General features: G+C 58.4%; 18 protein-coding genes. 4 read left to right on the top strand and 14 right to left on the bottom strand.

The features are described from left to right. Window positions 1-6: 6 nt before the first annotated feature. Both kapB and AC6ROY_RS10285 read right to left on the bottom strand, forming a co-directional pair. Window positions 7-390: a sporulation phosphorelay system protein KapB gene (gene kapB / locus AC6ROY_RS10290; RefSeq protein ID WP_500100254.1), complete on the bottom strand. Its 384-nt coding sequence runs from the start codon at window positions 388-390 to the stop codon at window positions 7-9. A gap of 27 nt (window positions 391-417) precedes the next feature. Continuing rightward, window positions 418-750 (bottom strand): thioredoxin family protein, encoded by a 333-nt coding sequence (locus AC6ROY_RS10285; RefSeq protein ID WP_500100253.1) that lies wholly within the window; start codon window positions 748-750, stop codon window positions 418-420. Window positions 751-855: 105 nt separating this feature from the next. On the opposite strand from AC6ROY_RS10285, the gene AC6ROY_RS10280 reads away from it, so the two are divergent. After that, window positions 856-1,053 carry a hypothetical protein gene (locus tag AC6ROY_RS10280; protein WP_500100251.1) on the top strand — a complete coding sequence of 66 codons (198 nt, stop codon included), beginning with the start codon at window positions 856-858 and terminating at the stop codon, window positions 1,051-1,053. Window positions 1,054-1,150: 97 nt separating this feature from the next. Here AC6ROY_RS10280 and AC6ROY_RS10275 read toward each other — a convergent pair whose 3' ends face one another. From AC6ROY_RS10275 to AC6ROY_RS10265, 3 genes are all read right to left on the bottom strand, one after another. Beyond that, entirely contained in the window at window positions 1,151-2,764 is a 1,614-nt protein-coding gene (locus AC6ROY_RS10275; RefSeq protein ID WP_500100250.1) for an ABC-F family ATP-binding cassette domain-containing protein, read from the bottom strand. Window positions 2,765-2,882: 118 nt separating this feature from the next. Beyond that, window positions 2,883-4,814, bottom strand: coding sequence for an ABC-F family ATP-binding cassette domain-containing protein (locus tag AC6ROY_RS10270; RefSeq protein WP_500100249.1), 1,932 nt, complete (start codon window positions 4,812-4,814; stop codon window positions 2,883-2,885). 53 nt (window positions 4,815-4,867) lie between these two features. Continuing rightward, window positions 4,868-5,923 carry a M42 family metallopeptidase gene (locus AC6ROY_RS10265; RefSeq protein WP_500100248.1) on the bottom strand — a complete coding sequence of 352 codons (1,056 nt, stop codon included), beginning with the start codon at window positions 5,921-5,923 and terminating at the stop codon, window positions 4,868-4,870. 101 nt (window positions 5,924-6,024) lie between these two features. On the opposite strand from AC6ROY_RS10265, the gene AC6ROY_RS10260 reads away from it, so the two are divergent. Together AC6ROY_RS10260 and AC6ROY_RS10255 are read left to right on the top strand one after the other, a co-directional pair. Next, window positions 6,025-6,363, top strand: a complete 339-nt coding sequence (locus AC6ROY_RS10260) for an ASCH domain-containing protein (protein WP_500100247.1) — start codon at window positions 6,025-6,027, stop codon at window positions 6,361-6,363. A 141-nt stretch (window positions 6,364-6,504) separates the two neighbouring features. Continuing rightward, on the top strand, window positions 6,505-6,936 hold the full coding sequence (locus AC6ROY_RS10255; RefSeq protein WP_500100246.1) for a hypothetical protein: 432 nt from the start codon (window positions 6,505-6,507) through the stop codon (window positions 6,934-6,936). A 148-nt stretch (window positions 6,937-7,084) separates the two neighbouring features. On the opposite strand, the gene AC6ROY_RS10250 is transcribed toward AC6ROY_RS10255, so the two are convergent. The 6 genes from AC6ROY_RS10250 to AC6ROY_RS10225 all read right to left on the bottom strand — a co-directional run bounded on the left by AC6ROY_RS10250 (window position 7,085) and on the right by AC6ROY_RS10225 (window position 13,102). Continuing rightward, a complete protein-coding gene (locus AC6ROY_RS10250) occupies window positions 7,085-7,375 on the bottom strand; it encodes a Dabb family protein (protein ID WP_500100245.1) in 291 nt (96 codons plus the stop codon). A gap of 29 nt (window positions 7,376-7,404) precedes the next feature. Continuing rightward, a complete protein-coding gene (locus AC6ROY_RS10245; RefSeq protein ID WP_500100244.1) occupies window positions 7,405-8,964 on the bottom strand; it encodes an ABC-F family ATP-binding cassette domain-containing protein in 1,560 nt (519 codons plus the stop codon). 147 nt (window positions 8,965-9,111) lie between these two features. Beyond that, window positions 9,112-10,029, bottom strand: coding sequence for a PP2C family protein-serine/threonine phosphatase (locus AC6ROY_RS10240; RefSeq protein ID WP_500100243.1), 918 nt, complete (start codon window positions 10,027-10,029; stop codon window positions 9,112-9,114). A 198-nt stretch (window positions 10,030-10,227) separates the two neighbouring features. Continuing rightward, window positions 10,228-11,631: a hypothetical protein gene (locus tag AC6ROY_RS10235; RefSeq protein WP_500100242.1), complete on the bottom strand. Its 1,404-nt coding sequence runs from the start codon at window positions 11,629-11,631 to the stop codon at window positions 10,228-10,230. 20 nt (window positions 11,632-11,651) lie between these two features. Then, window positions 11,652-12,422, bottom strand: a complete 771-nt coding sequence (locus tag AC6ROY_RS10230; protein ID WP_500100241.1) for a DODA-type extradiol aromatic ring-opening family dioxygenase — start codon at window positions 12,420-12,422, stop codon at window positions 11,652-11,654. Next, window positions 12,419-13,102: an alpha/beta hydrolase gene (locus AC6ROY_RS10225; RefSeq protein WP_500100240.1), complete on the bottom strand. Its 684-nt coding sequence runs from the start codon at window positions 13,100-13,102 to the stop codon at window positions 12,419-12,421. Before AC6ROY_RS10225 ends, AC6ROY_RS10230 begins: the two co-directional genes overlap by 4 nt. A gap of 202 nt (window positions 13,103-13,304) precedes the next feature. Here AC6ROY_RS10225 and AC6ROY_RS10220 point away from each other — a divergent pair, with 202 nt between their 5' ends. Further along, window positions 13,305-13,856 (top strand): helix-turn-helix domain-containing protein, encoded by a 552-nt coding sequence (locus AC6ROY_RS10220; RefSeq protein WP_500100238.1) that lies wholly within the window; start codon window positions 13,305-13,307, stop codon window positions 13,854-13,856. A 127-nt stretch (window positions 13,857-13,983) separates the two neighbouring features. Here AC6ROY_RS10220 and AC6ROY_RS10215 read toward each other — a convergent pair whose 3' ends face one another. The 3 genes from AC6ROY_RS10215 to AC6ROY_RS10205 form a co-directional block, all read right to left on the bottom strand. Continuing rightward, entirely contained in the window at window positions 13,984-14,343 is a 360-nt protein-coding gene (locus tag AC6ROY_RS10215) for an Asp23/Gls24 family envelope stress response protein (RefSeq protein ID WP_500100236.1), read from the bottom strand. Further along, entirely contained in the window at window positions 14,340-14,915 is a 576-nt protein-coding gene (locus tag AC6ROY_RS10210) for a TetR/AcrR family transcriptional regulator (RefSeq protein ID WP_500100235.1), read from the bottom strand. The genes AC6ROY_RS10215 and AC6ROY_RS10210 overlap by 4 nt, the downstream gene beginning before the upstream one ends. A gap of 151 nt (window positions 14,916-15,066) precedes the next feature. Continuing rightward, on the bottom strand, window positions 15,067-20,127 hold the full coding sequence (locus tag AC6ROY_RS10205; RefSeq protein WP_500100234.1) for a family 43 glycosylhydrolase: 5,061 nt from the start codon (window positions 20,125-20,127) through the stop codon (window positions 15,067-15,069). Window positions 20,128-20,262: the final 135 nt, after the last annotated feature.

Below are 20,262 nucleotides of genomic sequence, written 5' to 3'. Positions count from 1 at the left end.
CCGTCTCTAGGTATAGGCCGCCCGCAGCTTGTCCAGCTCCTCCTGGCCGCGCTGCGCCCAGCGGCGCAGCCGGTCCAGCCGTACGTATTCGTCCTCCAGCGCCTGCAGCAGCGACGTGCGGTAATCCGGAACGGCGCCGTAATACGGCGACACCGTCTGCGGCGGCATCAGGGCGATTTCCTGGTAGGCAAGCGCCCTGCGTTCGTGGAAAAACGGCACGTCCGGGTCCATCGGATTGTGCAGGTCTCCTTGCGTCGGATGCGAGGCTACAGCCAAAATGCGGACGGCCAGCTTGCCGCTGTTCATCAGCTCGACAATTTCGCCGATATATTCTCCGGTTTTATAGGCCGCCTTGACGATCTGGCCTGGATTCCATGCTTGGGTTGACAAATGGTTCACTCCTTCGTAGATGGTCGTTCACCGCGAGGCAAGCCATTCGCGCAGCGCAGGCACGCCCTCCATGCGGTAACGCTTACGTAATACACGGCCGTGCCGCGTTTCCACGAGACAGGGCACGCTTTCGATGCGCCATTGCCGGGTCAGCTCCCGGCATAAATTAATGTCCGCGATCCCGAGCCGAAGCTGCGGGTCCATAACCGCGATGATGTCCAGCATTCGTCTGGCGGCCTGGCACGTTCCGCAAAACGGCGTATACAGCAGCACGTACCGCGGGCCCTCCTTATGCTCGTTCAAGCTGAGCAAGCGGTCATGGCCGAGCAGGTCCCGCTCCGTCCATTCAGGCAATTTCAAGCGGAGCCCCTCCTTCTGCATGGATCATGATGGATTGGTAGTTGCTTCCCGGTAGAGAAATCCGGTATGATGGTACCATATTGACGTACAGGCAGGTGTGAATTCATGTCAGAGACGAATCAACCGGAACAACCGCGCAAGATCAGCTTGGCTGAGGCGATGAAGCAAAAGCTCGCTCAGAAGAAGCAGGAGCAAGCCGATGCCAAAAACAATCCGCAGCTGCGGGCAGGCAGCGATGCAACCATGCGCAGCCAAAATAACAAGAAGCCGAACAATCAGCGTCGCCGTACCGGTGGAAGCTAATCGGCCGCAGGTGCGAAAGAAGGATGAGCGCTTCCCTTACGGGGAGCCGCTCATCCTTTTTCTTGTTGCCAGACGGCCCCGTTGTCGCTCGCTGCGCTTACGCGTACGCAAGCTCCCGCTGGCGCTTGATATCTTCATTTTCCAAAAACTCGTCGTAGCTGATGACCTTGTCGATCAAGCCGGTCGGCGTCAGCTCGATGATGCGGTTCGCTACCGTCTGCACGAACTGATGGTCATGGGATACAAACAGCATCGTGCCGTCGAAGTCCATCATCCCGTTATTCAGCGCCGTAATCGACTCCAGATCCAAGTGGTTCGTCGGCTCGTCAAGCAGCAGCACGTTTGCGCCGCTCATCATCATCTTGGACAGCATGCAGCGCACCTTCTCGCCCCCGGACAGCACGCTCGCCTTCTTGAGCGCTTCCTCGCCGGAGAACAGCATCCGGCCCAGGAAGCCGCGCAAGTACGACTCATCCTGATCCTTCGAGAACGGACGCAGCCAATCGACAAGACTGACGTCGTCCTGGAAGTACGCGGAGTTGTCTTTCGGGAAATACGCCTGCGACGTCGTAATGCCCCAGCTGAATTCACCGGAATCGGCTTCGATTTCGCCCATCAAAATCTGGAACAAGGTCGTCTTGGCGATGCCGTTTGGTCCGACGAGCGCGATCTTGTCGCCCTTGTTGATCGTCAGGGAAATATCGTTGATGACCTTCTGTCCGTCAATCGTTTTGCTCAGCCGCTCGATCGTCAGCAATTGCTTGCCTGCTTCACGCTCCGGCGTAAACTTGATAAACGGATATTTGCGGGTGGACGGCTTGATATCCTCCAGCTGCAGCTTCTCCAACGTTTTTTTCCGGGAGGTCGCCTGCTTTGACTTGGAGGCGTTGGCGCTGAACCGGCGAATAAATTCCTCCAGCTCCTTGCGCTTCTCCTCGGTCTTCTTGTTTTGCTCGCGTACGAGCTTGAGCGCCAATTGGCTGGACTCGTACCAGAAGTCGTAGTTGCCCACGTACAGCTGCAGCTTGCTGAAATCAATATCCGCGATATGCGTACATACCTGGTTCAGGAAGTGACGGTCATGGGACACGACGATAACCGTGCCTTCGTAGCGGGACAGGAAGTTTTCCAGCCAGCGCACCGATTCAATATCCAGATGGTTGGTCGGCTCATCGAGCAGCAGGATGTTCGGATTGCCAAACAACGCCTGCGCCAGCAATACGCGAACCTTCTCGTTGCCGTCCAGCTCCTTCATCTTCAGATCATGCTGATCCTTCACAATGCCAAGCCCGATCAGCAATTCAGCCGCATCCGACTCCGCCTGCCAGCCGTCCAGGTCCTGGAACTCGCCCTCCAGCTCAGCCGCCTTCATCCCGTCTTCTTCGGAAAAATCGGCCTTCGCATACAGCGCATCTTTTTCCTCCATGATCTGGAACAAACGCGCATGCCCTTTGATGACCGTTTTGAGCACTTCAATTTCATCGTATTCGTAGTGGTTTTGCTTCAGGACGGCCATTCGCTCGCCCGGCGTGATGCTGACCTCTCCCTTGTTCGGCTCCAGCTCACCGGCCAAAATTTTCAGGAAGGTCGACTTGCCTGCGCCGTTGGCGCCGATCAGGCCGTAGCAGTTGCCTGGCGTAAACTTGATGTTGACGTCCTCGAACAACGCCCGTTTGCCGTATCGTAAGGTGACATCGGTTACCGTAATCATATGTGCTGACCCACTTTCAGTTATAGACTGAGGCGGCGTTCTAACATCCAACCGCTTCCAAACGTTAATTATAGCATATTCAGCGCGTGTTTCCCACGGAAATGTTAGCGCCGCCGCGTTATTTTGCGTTGGCGATGCTCTCGACCAGCTCGGACAGCTCCGACCAGCGCTCCATCGCCTGCTCCAGCTGCTCGCCAAGCGTTTGCTCCTCGCGGAACAGCTCCTGTACCTTGCCGTAATTGCTGCCTGCCTGCTCAATCTGGCGCTTGATCTCGGCGAGCCTGTCCTCCATCGCCGCGATCCGGCCTTCGATTTCGTCCCATTCCTTCTGCTCCTTGAAGGACAGCTTGCGGGGACGCTTGCTTTCGGCCGGAGCCGCAGCGGCCTGGCTTCCCGCAGCCGTCACCGCCGCGCCCTTGGCTGCGGCTGCCGCCTCCGTCTCCTGCTGGCGCTCGATTTTCGCCTTCTCCAGGTATTCGGTATAGTTGCCATGAAACTTGCGCACCTGGCCCGCCCCTTCGAACACAAACAGATGCTCCGCCGTCCGGTCCAGGAAGTAGCGGTCATGGGATACCGTGACGACGACGCCGGGAAAGTCCTCCAAATATTCTTCCAGAATCGTCAGCGTCTGAATATCCAGATCATTCGTCGGCTCGTCCAGCAGCAGCACGTTCGGTTCGCCCATCAGCGTCCGCAGCAAATACAGTCTGCGGCGTTCGCCGCCGGACAGCTTGCCGATCGGCGTCCACTGCTGCGATGGCGTAAACAGAAAGCGCTCCAGCATCTGCGCCGCCGTAATTGCCTCGCCGCTCGCTGTACGGATCACTTCAGCCGCTTCCTTGATGTATTCAATGGCCCGCTGCTTCTCATCCATCTCGGCATTTTCCTGCGTATAATAAGCGAGCTTGACCGTTGTGCCGACGTCGATCTGACCTTCGTCAGGAATTATTCGTCCGGCCAGCATGTTCAGCAGCGTCGACTTGCCGGAGCCGTTCGGACCAATGATGCCAATCCGGTCCTCGGGCAGCACGATGTAGCTGAAATCGCGGATCAGCCGGCGCTCGCCATACGATTTGCCGACATCCTCCAGCTCCATAATTTTTTTGCCGAGCCGGCTCGCGCCCAGAGACATGTCCAGTTGGCCCGCCGGTCCGTTTACCTTGCGGTCGCGCAGCTCGGTGACGCGGTCGATCCGCGCCTTCTGCTTCGTCGTACGAGCCTTCGCGCCGCGGCGGAGCCAGGCCAGCTCCCGGCGCAGCAAATTTTGCCGCTTGTCCTCCATCGACGCCTCGCGCTCCATCCGCTCCGCCTTTTTCTCCAGGAAGGACGCGTAGTTGCCGTCATAGCTGTACAGCTTCCCGTGATCCAGCTCAAACATCCGGTTCGTCACGCGGTCGAGGAAGTAGCGGTCATGCGTGACCAGCAGCAGCGCGCCCTTCCAGGCGCTCAGGAAGCCCTCCAGCCATTCGACCGTCTCATGGTCGATATGGTTGGTCGGCTCATCCAGAATGAGCAGATCGGCTGGCTGGATAAGCACGCGCGCCATGGCCACCCGTTTGCGCTGTCCGCCGGACAGCTCGCCGACCCGCTGGCTGAAGTCCCGGATGCCGAGCTTTGACAGCACGGTTTTCGCCGTCGTCTGCGCCTCCCAGGCGCCGGTGGCGTCCATCCGCGACTGCGCCGCAAACAGGCGGGATTGCCGCTTCTCGTCCTCCGGCGCAAGCTGCAGCTCCGCCAGCGCTCCCTCGTAGTCGCGCAGCGCCTGCATCAGCGGGGTGTCGCCATGGAACACCTGTTCCAGCACGGTGGAGTCGAGATCAAATTCCGGCTGCTGCGGCAAATATTCAACATGAAAATGATTGGCGTGCGTCAGCCTGCCCCGCTCCGTCGGCTCCAAACCGGCCATCACCCGCAGCAGGGTCGATTTCCCCGTGCCGTTCACGCCAACAAGGCCGATGCGTTCCCTTTCGTTAATCTGGAAGGCGATGCCGTCGAACAGCACCTTCTCCCCGTAGCTTTTAACCAAATCCTCCACCGACAAGATATTCATCGGGCAGCTCCTCTCTCTACATCGGGTGCTCAGCTTTGTGATTGGATTGCGGCTCAGGCGTAGCGGTCCGCGGGCTCCTGAACGTAGGCTGCCAGCAGCGCCGCCGTCTGGACAATCGCCTGCCGGTGCGTGCGCTCCATCGCATGGGACGCATGAACGCCGGGGCCAATCAGCGCAGCCCGGATATTACGGCCGCCGCGCAGCGCCGCCGAGGCGTCTGAGCCATACTGCGGATATACATCCACGGCGTAAGACAAGCCGTCCCGCTTCGCCAGCTCGATCAGCCGGGTTGTCATCGCATAATCATAGGGACCGGATGAGTCCTTGGCGCAGATGGATACGTCAAATTCCGTACACGACAAATCGTCGCCCATCGCGCCCATATCGACAGCAAGCAGCTCGCTGAGCTCATCCGGCAGCCAGGCCGCCCCGTGGCCGACCTCCTCGTAGGTGCTGAATACGAGCTGCAGCGGCCGGGCCGGTACGGTTCCCGTGCGCTTCAGCCATTCCAGCAGGCCGAAAACGGCCGCCACGCCCGCTTTATCGTCCAGATGCCGCGACTTGATAAATCCGTTCGTCAGCATCTGCACCCGCGGGTCAAAGGAAATAAAGTCGCCCGGCCCGATGCCAAGCGCGCTGACATCCGCAGCGGACTTGACCGGCTCGTCCAGCCGCACCTCCATCACAGCCTCCTCGCGCTTCAGCTCGCGAGCATCGGCATACACATGCACGGACGGCTTCGTCGTCATGATCGTCCCGGTAAACGAGCGTCCGTCCCGGGCGTGCACGACGACATATTCATTTTCCACCGAACCAAGCATGTAGCCGCCGATCAGCGTAAAGCGCAGCGTGCCGCCCGGCTTGACTGCCCGCACCATCGCGCCGAGCGTATCGACATGGGCGCTCACCCCAATCGCGGGTCCCGTCTCCCTGCCGTTCACTCGGAGGATGCCGTTGCCCTTGGGCGTAAGCGCCAGCGGAAATCCAAGCGCTGCCGCCTCCTGGCGCAGCACCTCCATAATCGTCCGGCAATAGCCGGTCGGACTCGGCGTTTCAAGCAGCCTGCTCAGCAGCCGCGCCATGTAGCCTTCATCCATTGTTGCTGCCATCGTCGCTACCTCCCTAATTTGATTCGTTGTTTGATTTCGTGTAAGCTGTGGAATGGAATTACATCCGGGCGATTCCCAGCCCTTACCAGGAGGAACTAACCATGTCAACTGAAGCTCATGCCTTGCCGCCCAAAACCTGTACCATCGACCGCATGATCACCGTCGAAGCCGATATCGAGCTGGTGCTGAGCGGTCGCAAAACCGCAACCCGCCGCAACGGCCGTTACGCAGATCCCGGCGAAATTATGGAGCTGCGCGGCCAGCGCTTCGAGGTAACGCGGGTATACCCGCAGTCGCTCGGCGAGCTGACGGACGAGAACATCCAGTCTGAAGGCTACCCGAATGTGGAGGCGTACAAAACGTACATCATGTCCATGCACGCGGGGATGCCTTGGCTGCCGCAGATGAAGGTATGGGTGCACGAATTCCGCGCCCTGTAGACCAGCGTCAGCATTTTGCAGTCGCTTAAATGCAAACAGTGCAGCGGGACAAGCCGCCAGCCCCGGCTCGCGCCGGAGCGGATGCGGCCCGCCCGCTACACTTGTTCACCTGCCCATTTTCCTCTGGAGGTCACAGCACTTATGTATACTTGGCTTGTCTATATTCACGTAGTCAGCGCGATGGTGTCCATCGGACCTTTTTTCGTGCTGATGCCTATGCTCCGCAAGCTGCGGACAGCGGAGGGTGAGCGGCTTGACGTGTACCTCGACTCGTTTTCATTTGTCGTGCGTCTGTCCAAGCATACCGGTCACGTTCTGGTCGCCTCCGGCCTGCTGCTGATGTGGATCGGCGGCTATCCGTGGACGACGCCCTGGATTTTCGGCACCTTTGTCGTGCTGTTTGCGTCGCTGCTCTTTATGGCCCGCGCGTTTTCGCCCACGATCCGCCGCTTTCGCCTGCCGGACCACGACCGGGCTGCCCTTGTGCGCAAGCTGAGCCGTTCCCTTTATTTGTACTTGCTCGTGCTGTTTGTGATGCTCGGCCTGATGGTCATGAAGCCCGCTTTATGGTAGACGGCGCCACAGCCGGGAACCGGCGGGGCCGGACGCGCCGCCTGGGCGGACGAATGGCTTATGCCGCCTGGTTGTCTTGCTGTCTGGCCGTCAGGCGGAGCTTGACCCGCAGGTTAGCTGCGGATCAGCCCTGCCCTCTCCTGCTGCATCAGCTTTCGAAATCAACCACCAGACTTGTTCCGTCCAGCACCTGCTTCATATGAGCCTTAACCTCGACATGCACCGGGTGGTTGTCATAGACGGACAAGTCCGCCAGCGAGTCAAACCGCGTAATCAAGGCGATGTCGTAAGAACGCTCCGAGTGCAGCACATCCAGCCCGACCTCAATGTGACGCAGCACCTCGATTTTGCCTTCCATATTGCGCAGCACATCCGCTGTCGCTTCAATCGCTTCCGGGCTGCGATCCTTTAATTTGAAAAATACAACATGAGTCAGCATCCGCTTCCAGCTCCCTTGGCTCGCTTGTGTTATTTGCCTGCCGCGGCAATCGACCATTCCTCGACATTCCATACCTTTGTAACCCAATCCTCGTAGAAATCCGGTTCGTGGCACACAAGGATGACGGTTCCTTTAAATTCCCTCAACGCGCGCTTCAGCTCGTCCTTCGCCGCCACGTCCAGATGGTTCGTCGGCTCATCGAAGGCGATCCAGTTGCTCTCGCGCATCTGCAGCTTGCACAGCCGCACCTTCGCCTGCTCGCCCCCGCTCAGACTGCTGATCGGACGTGTAATATGCTCGTTTTTCAACCCGCAGCGCGCGAGCGCCGCCCGCACCTCATGCTGGTTCATGTGGGAAAACTCATTCCATACATCGTCGATCGGCGTCAAATTCGGCGCTTTGACCTCCTGCTGGAAGTAGGAAGGGTACAGGAAATCGCCGAGATACGTTTTCCCGCTGTACGCCGGAATCAGACCAAGAATCGTCTTGAGCAGCGTGGATTTGCCGACGCCGTTGCAGCCGACAACCGCAATTTTATCACCGCGCTCCACCGTTACATTCATCGCAGGAAGCAGCGCATGCCCGTAGCCGATCTCCAAATCCTTACCTTCAAATACGAGACGTCCGCTCGCCCGCGCTTCCTTGAAGCCGAAGGTCGGCTTCATCGCCTCCTCCGGACGATCAATGCGCTCGATGCGCTCCAGCTGCTTCTGGCGGCTCTTCGCCCGACCGGACGTCGAATACCGCGCCTTGTTGCGCTGGATAAAATCTTCCTGCTTCTTGATAAATTCCTGCTGCTTCTCATAGGCGTCGATATGCTGCTGCTTGTTCATATCCGCCATTTGCAGGAACCGCTCATAGTTGGCCGTGTAGCGCGTCAGCTTGGCAAATTCCAGATGGTAGACGACGCTGACGACTTTATCCATAAATTCCGTATCATGCGAGATCAGCATGAACGCATACGGATAGTTTTGCAAATAGGTGGTCAGCCAGTCGATATGCTCCACATCGAGGTAGTTGGTCGGCTCGTCAAGCAGCAGCACCGTCGGCTGCTCCAGCAGCAGCTTCGCCAGCAGCACCTTCGTCCGCTGTCCGCCGGACAGCTGCGCGACATCGCGGTCCAGCCCGACCGCAGCAAGCCCGAGACCGTTCGCCATCTCCTCCACCTTGATATCCAGCAAATAAAATCCGCTGTTTTCGAGACGGTCCTGAATTTCGCCCATCTCCTCCAGCAGCTTCTCCAGCTTATCCGGATCGGCGTCGCCCATCTGCTCGGCAATCCCGTTCATTTCCTTCTCCAGCTCAAACAGCGGCAGGAACGCATCCTGCAGCACCTCGCGCACCGTCTTGCCGGGCGTCAGCTTCGTGTGCTGGTCCAAGTATCCATAGTGAACCTTGGGCGTCCATTCCACCTTGCCCGAATCCCGTACCAGCTGGCCGGTCAAAATGTTCATCAGCGTCGACTTGCCGACACCGTTCGCCCCGACCAAACCGACATGCTCGCCAGGCAGCAAACGGAAGGAAACGTTTTTGAAAAGCACGCGTCCGCCGAAGCTGTGGCTCAAATCCTCAACCGTTAACAAACTCATGGAAGTTCCGATTCTCCTTACTTACGCTAAGATTGACAATTCATTATAGCATTTCCCGCCTGCGCGAATCCAGAGAGCACGCAAAAAGAGCTGCGTCGCTGCCCGTCCGCACAGCCGAATACAAAGCTTGCCTCGCAGGGCGCAGGCTTATTTCTTCATCCCGCCCGGCTTTGCGGCCGGGCTGGCGGGCAGCGCCGGCCGCAGGCGGAGCAGCCGGTGCGAGATCAACGCAAGCCGCGTCTGCAGGCGGCTCCACCCTGTCTGGCCCCGATCCCGCGGCCGCAGCGCGATGACGCTGATGTTATCGGGCGCAGCGCCTTCCAGCGTCATGGACAGCAAGCTGTCGCAGATCGTCTGCACGTCGCCGCTGCCGTTGTTGCCCTCCAGCAGCAGCTGCGACATGACCGTTTCCGTCAGCGGCCCATGCAGCCCGTCGCTGGACAACACAAATAACGTCAGCGGATCATACATGCCGCAGCGGACGTCCACCCGCACCCGGCCCGCCATCCCGAGATACCGGAGCAGCACATGCCGCTTCGGATGCCGGTCTGCCGTAGCGGCAGACATCAGCCCAAGCCTGACCTGACGCCCGACCCAGCTATGATCCCGGGTCAGCCGGGAGATGCGGCTCTTCCGGCGGCCCAGCCTGTACACGCGGCAATCGCCGATATGGAAAACCCAGTATACCGAATCGACCAGCACCAGCAGCGTCAGCGTTGTTCCCTGTCTCTGTCCGGCGCTGCGTCCTTGCCCGCGCAGCGCCTCCTGAATGCGGCCGATTTGCCGCAGCGCGGACGACTCCAGCGCGTCCCAGCGGTTCCGCTGCCCGAGCAGCTGCGGCAGTTCCTCCTCCAGCCAGGCCCGCAGCCGGTCCAGCGCCTCGTCAGCCGCTTTTCCGCCGTCGGCCAGACCGCCCATCCCATCCGCCAGCGCCGCTACGGCATACGGCTGACCTTGCTCCGTCAGCCCCATGCGCAGCAAGGAGCGGTCATCATTAAAGGCGCGCTGCCAGCCGCTATGTGTAGCCGCGCCGTAGTGCCAATGTACTGCAAATGTCGTTTTCAATGGCTCACTGGCTCCCCGAAAGATCAATGTTGTCAGCTCGAACGCCGCTGTCTGGACTACTTTCTGTTCTATCCTATCATATTTCTTGGCGGCTGTGACGGCTGCTTTTGCCATTTGCGGCATCATTTAATGGTGAACAGAGAACTAAAAAAGCGTTCAGGGTATGCCTTTCCCTGAACGCAGCTCGGTTTATGCCTGTTAAAGCAAGGTCAGATATGCCAGCAGCAACACGGCCATGCCGGCCGCAAATTTATAATTCGGCTTCGCCAGCTCGAATACCGGCTTGTCGAACAAGCCGGCCAGCAGGTTGTTGACTGCTGACGCCGGCGAGATCGGATTGGACAGCGACCAGCTGCCCAGCAGCAGCACCGCAAAATAAACAGGGCTGATGTGCACAGCAACCGGATCAATGCTTGTGACCAAAATTGTAATAAGTACAATGGGATGAAGCCCGATCAACGAGGTCGCGGCAATAACAGCAATCGTAAACAGCGAGAAGGACAACGAAAGCGGCAAGGGCAGCTGGCTCAGCAGCCCCGGAATGACGGCGCCAAATCCCGTCGCGCTAATCGAGCCGCTGAAAAAGCCGGCCGCCAAAAACAGCGTAATTTCCTTTTGCAGCGCGGGCAAGGTGACGTTCGCATGGTTTGCCAGTCCTTGCCGGAACACGGGCAGCGCGCCCTTGGCCAGGCACCAGACGAGCGGAAACAGCACCGCGCTGAGGCATGTGATGAGTACCATCGGCCAGTCGACCAGCTGCTCCAGCAGTAAAATAGCGGCCGTTGCCAGCAGCAAATACAGCCCCAGTCCCAGCGGAAAAGCCGCCCGCGCGTGCGTCGCCGGACTCTGCGGTTCAGCTGCCGCCTCGCTGCCTGCCGCCTGCTCCTGCTCCGCTTCCGCACGGGCCGCTCCGTCCGGCTTGCGGTGCAGCTCTCTCCACTCCACGGCGACACTGACAAGCAAGCCAAGCAGCGCCAGGCCGATCAAGTCAGGCAGCAGCGCGGACCAGCCCAGGGAAAGCGCGGAGGTCACAAGCGTCATCGCCGCAAAATACGGCGACCAGACAATCGCTCCCCCGAACCCGCGATTCATCGCATTCGCCAGCAATAAAGACATCCTCGCCGATCTCGGCTTGACAAAAACAAGGTGGTACACAACCGGAATCGAGCCGACGTTGATAAATCCGCCCAGCAATTGCGTCAGCACCTGCGTGCCGGCGAACAAGGCGGTTCGATTGCGAAGTCCTGTTTCATAGAAACGCTTCAGCGCCTCCACGTAAGCGGGCAGCCGGACCGGAATACCGAACAACGGGGCAAACACAAACAAGGTTACAAGCGTGGCGTTCATGCCAGCCGCTTGCAACCAATTAGCAGCCGGCGCCTGCTGTGTAAGCAGGAATGCCGCCCCGGCGACCATGAAAAAAACCGTCAGCCACCTGGACACCCCCTGCAGCTGGGGCAGCAGCAGCAAAATGGTGACCAGCGCCAGCCCGCCGAGCACCGCCGACAACGGCGCCCAATGGGTGATCTGCTGCGCGATAAAAACAAGGGCAAGTAACCCGATAAACATACGGCCTGTCGAAGCCGGTAAAGCTGCTTTCATGTCATTCGCCTTCTAACCTGTTAAGTAAATTGCCAGCAGCTCAAGCTTAAATTTCCGTATTGATGGCTGCGGTGCAGCAAGTTGGCTTGCCGCCGGGCATCTCCGGCGCCCATCGCCAGCAGCAAGGGGATAAAATGCTCGTTGGTCGGCACCGCATCCTGTGCATACGGAGCAAGCTCCCTGTATTGAAACAGCGAGGGAAGATCCCAAGTCTCCAGCTTTTCCTGCAGCCAATTATCGAATAATTCGGCCCACGCGTCAACCTGCTGCGTCTGCCAGTTCAATCTGCGCAGGTTGTGCACCGTGCCGCCGCTGCCCGCAATCAAAATGTCCTGCTCGCGCAGCTCCGCAAGCGAGCGACCGATCGCATACTGCTGCTCGTTGGTCAGATGACGGTTCACAGACAGCGTAATGACCGGAAGGTCCGCGTCCGGATACATCAGCTTGAGCACGGCCCAAGCGCCGTGATCCAGCCCGCGCTCTCCGTTCACCTCGCACGGAATGCCTGCCTTGGTCAGCAGCGAATGGACCTGCAACGCAAGCTGCGGATCCCCCGGGGCCGGATACGTCATCTCGTACAGCTCCGGCTGAAATCCGGAAAAATCATAGATGGTGCTGTAAGCTTCTGTCGTGCTGACCGTTTGCACAGGCTGCTCCCAATGCGCGGAAAACAGCACAATGGCCTTCGGCTTGGGGTGGCGCTTGCTGAAATCCTTCAATAAAGCGGTGTAGCCATTATCCTCCAGTACGATCGACGGCGCGCCGTGCGCGAAAAAATAAGCGGGTATCATTGCGGCAGCTCCTCCTTTTCCTGTTCTGCATGACGGCGGCTGTCTGCATCCTGCTTCAGCCATGCCAGCATATCGCGCTGATTATTCTCCGACACGCCGTGGTCGGTCGGGTACGTCCGGAACGTCAGCCGCTGCGTCATCTGCTGCCAGTAGGCAGCCGTTTCGTGTCCGATCCGGATCGGGAAGACGGAATCGAACTCGCCGTGAGATACAAACACCGCGGTGTCATCCGCAGGCTTCAGCTTGTATTCATGCTTGACAAACTCAGGCACGTACCCGTTTAACGCCACAATTCCTTTGAGCTGATCGCCCATCGTAAGCGCAAGCGTCATCGCCAAAATCGCCCCTTGGCTGAAGCCCAGCACATACCGCCTGTTCGGGTCGATCGGATACGTGTCCGTCGCCTCCTGAATAAAGGCTTCCAGCTGCTGCACCGCCTGATCGAATAGCTCGCGAATCGGATTGCCGAGGCTTTTCAGCTCATAATATTGGTAGCCTGCGCCCAGCGGCAGGTTGCCGCGGATATGAATCCTGATAAATTCGGACCCGAGCGGCGCGACGAGATTAGACATGTTTTGTTCATTCGAGCCTTTCCCGTGCAGCGTAAACAAAACCGGATACGTTTGCCCCGGCTGGAGCGGCTCCGGCAGTTGAATATCATAAGCGTAAACAGCATTCATCGGACTGCCTCCCTTGCAGGTCATCGTGCGTATGCATGCACCTGTAGTGTATGCATCACCGCCTGAAATATTTGTAATAGAAATGTTTTTTCTATATACACAATTTAAAGCAGCTGCGGCTAATTTGTCAATTGAAAGATTGTTAATATTAATTTATAGTTGTTATTACTAATATTTAAGTGTGAAAGGCGTGTGAGCACCCGTGGATATCGGCTCGAACATACGGTCCATCCGCAAGCGAAAAAAGCTGACCATTGCGCAAATCTGCGAACCAACCGGCCTGTCCCAGGGCTTCCTAAGCCAGATCGAAACCAACAAAACGTCCCCCTCCATCTCGACACTGGAACGGATCGCCGAAGTATTGGACGTGCCGCTCGCTTATTTACTGCTGAAAAAGGCGGAGCGGATGCAAATTGTGCGCAAGGAGGAAAGAAAGCAGACGACCAGCGGCATCGAGCAGCTCAAGGTGGAGCACCTCAGCTCGACAAAAAACGCCAAGCTGCGACTTGTCGAATTCCCTCCGGGAGCATCGACCGGCGAAGCGCCTCATGCGCATGAGGGACAGGAAATACATGTGGTGCTGAAAGGGAGGATTTACGCCGAGCAAGGCGAGGATTGCGCCGAATTTGCCGAAGGGGATTCCTTTTCCTGGAATGCGTGTACGCCGCATTTTGTCAAAAACATCGGCGATGACGTAGCGCTTGTGCTGATTTCCATTTATACGGAGGCGGAGCAAACGGAGGATTTTTTGTAGGAGCTGGGGTTGGCACGGCAGCCGTCCCGGCAGCGAGCGCGGTTGGCGAACAGCGTCTCCCCGCAGCAGCAAGCATGCAGCCGGTCGCGCTGACCGGCTGCATGCTTGTGTTCAGATATACGTCGTATCAGCCTGGATAAACGGATTTGCCGGTTATCCCCTGCACGTTGACATTAATCGTATGAATGGACAAGCCGGTCATGCTTTCTACCGCTTCTCTGACATTTTGCTGCAGCTGGCGGCAGACCTCATGGATGCGGGCCCCGTAATGAACGACAATCGTCAGACTAACGTCCAGCCTGGATTCGACATCCTTGATCTCAATGCCGTTTTGCAAGGTTTTGCCGCTGAGCATGTTCGCCAAGCCTTCCACCATCCCCGCGGACATCGACGCAATCCCGCTCGTAGCTTCGACCGCCTTGCCAATGACCTTCGATACGGCATCATGCGAAATTTGAACGGTGCCCAGCACATTACGTATCATCATGTGTCCCTCTCCTTTTTAAATCCGTAATAAAAGGTTTCCAGCACAAGCGGCGCCGCCGCATTTTTCGCCAGTTGACCTTCCTGAACCTGCTGCCATGTCAGGAAAAGCAGCGAATAAAGCACATGTAACACCCATTCCTTGCTGACTCCCGAGCGAAAGTAACCTCGCTGCTGCAGCAAGCCGATGACCTGATGCAACGGCTCGCGCAGCCTTTGATCCGCTTGCTCAATTTCCTTGTTGTAATGCACGGAAGCGTCGTGAGCGAGGAAATAAACTTTATCCCCCAACGGAATCAGAGCTTCGATCAGCTTCGGAATGTAATCCTCGCAGCTCGCTTCATCCAAGGGAAGCCGGTTCATCGTTTCACTGACCACCTCGATCGCCCGAAACCCCAGGTAAGCCATCAATTGCTCTCGGCTTTCGACATAACGGTTCAAGGTCGCGATGCCGATCGCAGCGCCCTCCGCAATTTCCGCCATAGACGCGCCGGGCTTCTCGATGAGCAGCGAAGTGGCCGCATCCAGGATGGCGTTCAGCCGGAGCTGCTTGATCGGCGACATTTCTTTTTTCATGATCAACCCTCTGAGCTTAATTTTTGATATAAAATCACATCATTTGATACGATTTTAAATCATTTTTAGCCCAATTGCAACAAAACGACTTCAACCCCCACGTCATCGTGGAGGTTGAGATCATGCGGAAAACGTGTGATGCCTGCCTGAACTAATCTACGATCCAGCGGGCAATACCCGACAAATCAACAATGTCAATTTTTCCATCCTGGTTGATGTCAGCCTTCGCATACAAAGGCCAATCCGGGCTTGCGGACGTTATGCCGTAACGAGCCACAATCAGCGAAAGATCGCCGACGGTTAACACGCCGTCCCCGTTCAGATCGCCCGGCTTCGCCACGTTTCGGGCCGCCTCGAACTGCTGCAGCGCTGCACTCAGCTCAGCCGCAGCCTCTGCAAGCTGCTGCTCGCCGGCGCCCGAATCGCCGACGGCCGCCAGGGCGCGCTCCACGGCAGCCAGCAGCTGCGCTTTGGCTCCCGGCCTGTATTCGCCTTCGCGCGTCCCTTCCACCGCCTGTTCGTGCTTGGAACGCGCCTGCTTGATCAGCGCTTCAAGCGCAGAGCGGTCCAGCACCTGAATGGCCACTTGACGAGTGACGCCAGCCAGCTCAAGCTCCTCGCCACGGTTATTGGCCAGCACAATTTTGGACAAGCGGATCGCAGCCGTTGCAGGCGCCGCCGATTTGGCGACCCACTTGAGCCGGATCAGCTCGTCGAGGCTGCCGGTGCTACCCGTCACACTGGCTGCGATCAGCTTGATCTTGCCTGGAGAAGCAGCCGGATCGGACACCGCCAACACATGCAGGCTGCCCGACAGCGACTCGGCCCCCGCAAACTCGACCTGCTCCGGATCATAGGCGAGATGCAGCTCCTGCGCATAAATGTTGCCCGGTGCTCCAGTCAGGCCGTAGGTCAGGGCAAACGGCTGTCCGCTTCGAATCGCATCGACGCCGCCAAGCGCAGCAGCCGGCTGCTGACCGCTGCCGGGAATCGTGACCGGCTCGATGCTTTCCAGCGTCGGCACGACCTTCCGCAGCAGGCCGTCAGCCTGAAACTCCAGCTTATCTATCGTCACTTCCCGATTCATGCCGTCCCCGTTCGGAATCGCAAACCGATGATAGACGATGTAATAGTCATCTTTCCCCGGCACCTGCACGACCGAATGGTGGCCGGGGCCTTTGATGCCGAGCGACAAATCCTTTTCCAAAATAATTCCCTGATTCACAAACGGCCCCAGCGGCGAATCGCCGATTGCATAGGCAACACGGTAATCCTCCTCGCGCGTATCGTTCTCAGACCACATGAGGTAATATTTGCCCGCCCGCTTGAAGACGAAGAAGCCTTCGCGGAACCCGCTCGGGGTAATATCCTTGGCTGTGCCGTTCAACGAGATCATATCGTCGTTCAGCTTCGCCACATATCCCCGGCCGTTGCCGAAATACAGGTAGGACTGTCCGTCGTCATCGGTAAAGACGGCCGGGTCGATCATCTGTCCGCTGTATTGTCCCTTGGCGACAAGCGGCTTGCCCAGCGGATCGGCAAACGGGCCTGCTGGCGAATCCGCCACCGCCACGCCAATATTTTGCGCTCCGCTGAAGTAGAAGTAATAACGGCCGTTTTTCTCCGCTGCCGCAGGCGCCCAAGCGTTGCCCGGCGCCCAGACGGTATCCTTCGGCAGGTCGAGAATCACCCCGTGATCCGTCCAATCGACCAGATTATCCGAAGAAAAGGCTTTGAACTGCGTGCCGGACCAGCCGGGAAAGCCGTCCGTCGTCGGATACAGGTAAAACTTGTTGCCGAACACCGCAATATTCGGATCGGCATACAAGCCCGGCAAAACCGGACTGCGCTTGCGCTTCGCTTCCACGATCCACGTTCGCTTCGCTCCGTCCGCGCCGGTAATCGTGTACGTGACCGGGCTGGTGAAGTTTTGCACGACTCCAGAGCCAGGCTGGATGACCGAGCCAGGCGGCAAAACAAAGCTCGGCGCCAGCTTGGCGAGATCGGCGTCCGGCTTGACCATCAGCAGCACCTTGGAGCTGTCCTCATTTACAATCGCTGCTGCGCTCAGCTGCTCAGCCTGCACGTCAAGCACCGAGGTCGTGTTGCCTGCAAGCCGCGCAATGTCCGCTTGGGAAAGCGCGCGGTCGTAAATGCGGAAGTCGTCCACCTCGCCGCTCAGATACGGATCGACGCCATAAAATGATTTGCCGATATAACCCGAATAATCGAGGGCGGCGTTGTGCAGCTCGGACGGCTTGATCGTGATGTTCGCATTGCGCCCCGCCTTAATCCCATCCACATAAAGGGTGGCCGACTGGTCTGCGGCATTGATCACGACCGCCACATGCTTCCACGTCCCTGTCGGCAGCGCGCGCGACGAGGAGAAGCCCTGCTCCGCCTGCCAGCTGCCGGTCGTTATGGCCGACTTGCCCTGCGGATTCGCGAACAAATACCGATTGCTGTCCTGTCCGAGCGTGAACAGCCATTGATTCGCCGCTCCGCCGTTCCACTTCACGAAGGTTGAAATCGTCAAGCTGTCGTTGCCCTTCATCAGCCCGCCGGGGAGCTTCACATACGGCGCTGCGGACGAGCCGGAGCCGCCTGCCAGCTGCAGCGAGCGTCCCGACATTCCTGTGCCGAAGGCCGGCGTGTTGCCATAAGTCCCATCATTGCCGCGCCCCGAGTAATCAATCGCCTGGGCGCCGGACGCTTCGTCGAATTTGTACCACAGCAGCAGTCCGGACTCGCTTGTCGTCTCCATGACGTTAACGCGCGCGGAGGCGGTGAAGCCGCCGTCCACGGTTTTGACCGTCACGTTTGCCGTCCCCGGCGAAATGGCCCGCACGACGCCATCCGTCCCGACCGTCGCTATGCCTTCGGCATCGGACGTCCACACGACCTGCCGGTTCTGGGCCGTATCCGGAGCAACTGTTGCCGTCAGCTGCTTCTCTCCTCCTGGGGCGAGCGTCATGTAGCTCTGGCTGAGCGTAACGCCTGTGACAGGCGGCGCCCCGATATAATGCTGGTACAGCGCCTCATATTCCGATTTCTTGATCGGCAGCACCGTCCCGTGACGGGGGCTTTTCGGCAAATCATAGCTTGGCGATACCGTCCAGTTGCCTGAGTTCAGGTCGGTCGTTTCAAGCGGAACGTAACCTCTCAAACCGTATTCGTCAATGAAGAGATACCATTTTTCCTCGGTGTTCGACTTGAACACGGTCGGGCCTTCCCCTTGCTGCAGCTTGCCGACCTCGACGCCCGATTTGACCATCTTGAAGTCGGTCGCCAGCACGGAGGAGCCGACCTCATGAATAATATTGGTTGCTTTGGAAATCCGGTGAATGCGGCCGTCGTGCTTGATCATCGTCGTATCAAGCAGCGGCGTGCCATTCAGATCGACATACACCTTGGGCTCCGAAAAGTGGTAAAAATCACGTGTTGTCGCATACATCATTTTCAGGTACGTATTGCCCGTGTGGCTCGCGTCCGGGTAAATCTTGGACGACCAGAACACGACGTATTCGCCTGTCGTTTCATCGTAGAACGCCTCAGGCGCCCACGTGTTGCCCGCTTCCGGCGGAGCAATTTCCACCATGCGCTGATCGGACCAATGAATGAGATCGGTAGACTCCCAAATCATCAGCGAGCGGCTCCCGTTCCGCTGGGAGCGGTCCCAGTCCCCGTTGCCGTAAATTTTCAGATCGGTCGCCAGCATATAAAACTTGTCGCCCTCCGGCGAACGGATAATAAACGGATCGCGCAGCCCCTGCTCGCCCAGCTTCGAGGTGATGACCGGCTTGCCCCCGTTCAGTTCGTGGAACCGCAGCGGATCATTGCCTTTGCTTAGCGCGAAATAAATTTGCTCGCCGTTGCTGGTGCCTTCCCCTGTGAAATAAGGGAACACATACCCCGACAGCTCTTCCGCCTTCGGCAGCTCCAGAACAACGGCCTGGAACGTCTTGGTCACCGAAGCGGCGTTTTTCCGAACTTCCGCCGTGAGCGTCACTGCCTGATTGCCCTGACCGTGGGTAGGACGGCGCACGACGCCCGTCTCCGTGATTACGGCAGGCTTGTCGGAGCTCCAAGTAATGACCGTATCCTGCAATCCGGCGGCCGGCAAATATAAATGGCCGCGCACCGCTCCGATGTTCTGGACGGTCAGCGCTTGCTGCGCCTCCTGCACGGAAGCTTGATCATCTGGCTTGCTGAGCACCGTCACGGTAAACGTTTTCGTCGCCTGCTGAGTCCCTCTGGCAATCGTCGCCGTCAAGGTGACCGTCTGATTGCCCTGACTGCTGGACGGACGGTGAACCGCTCCGGTGCGTGCGACTACGGATTCATTGCTGGACGCCCAGCCGATGGTCGAGCCCATCGCGCCTGCGGCGGGGAGCGTCAGCTGGGACGTGACCGCGCTTGTATCTCCCAGACTGAGCGCCTCCCGATCCTTCGCCACGGCCTCCGTATCGAACTGCGCCGCCAGACCGGTTACCTCGGAAGCAGACAGCGCCTTGTCATAAATGCGGAAGTCGCTGACCTTTCCCTTGAAATAAGGGTCAGCCCCGTATAACGAGCGGCCGATGTATCCCTTCGTAGCACTGCCCAGGTCTGCAAGACGCAGCGTTACATCCGACCTCGTTGCGATTGCCGTGCCATTCTCGTACAAGGTCATCGTTCCCGTACTGCCGGAGAACACGGTCACGAGATGCTTCCAGACCCCCTTGGCTACTGCGGCGGAGCGTACGACCGCCTGTTCCCCGGTGTAATCCGTTTTCGTCAGCGCGAAGCGTGTCGTCGCGCCGCCCCCGACCGGCGTCAGGAACAAGTAACCCGCCGAGCTGCTGTTGCCCAGCGCATACAGCCAGGTGTTGTTTCCATTGGCAGGATCGACGTTGACAAAGGACGAAACCGTCAAATCCGTTGAGCCATTGAGTACGCCGTCCGGCAATGTGACGTAAGACGTATTATTGCCCGCCAACGCCACGGCAGCGCTGCCGTTTACCCCCTCCGTACGTGCGGCTCCGCCGGCCAGCGTACCATTTCGCCCATTCCCTGACTTGTCGGTAACGGTTGACCCGCTTGCCTCGTCGAACTGGTACCACAGCTTCAGGTTCGGCACGGCTTCCGCTTGCGCAGGCGACGCCGGAAGTGCGAACGAGCCGAGGCACAAGCTTGCGGCAAGCAGCGTGCTTAGCAACCCTTTTTTCTTCATCTTTGCTTCAACCTCCCTTTCATTAGCATCCGTCGCTCATTTGTTAAGCGCTTTCATTCGTTGTCGATTTCCAAGCGTTCCTACCGCTTTTCGCCGCAAATCAAGGGCAGCCGCTTCGTCATCGGCGATGAGCTT

The sequence above is a fragment of the Paenibacillus sp. sg306046 genome (genome assembly GCF_059821225.1).
Note: the sequence above shows the minus strand (reverse complement) of the source record. Positions and strands in the feature narration are given on the sequence as shown.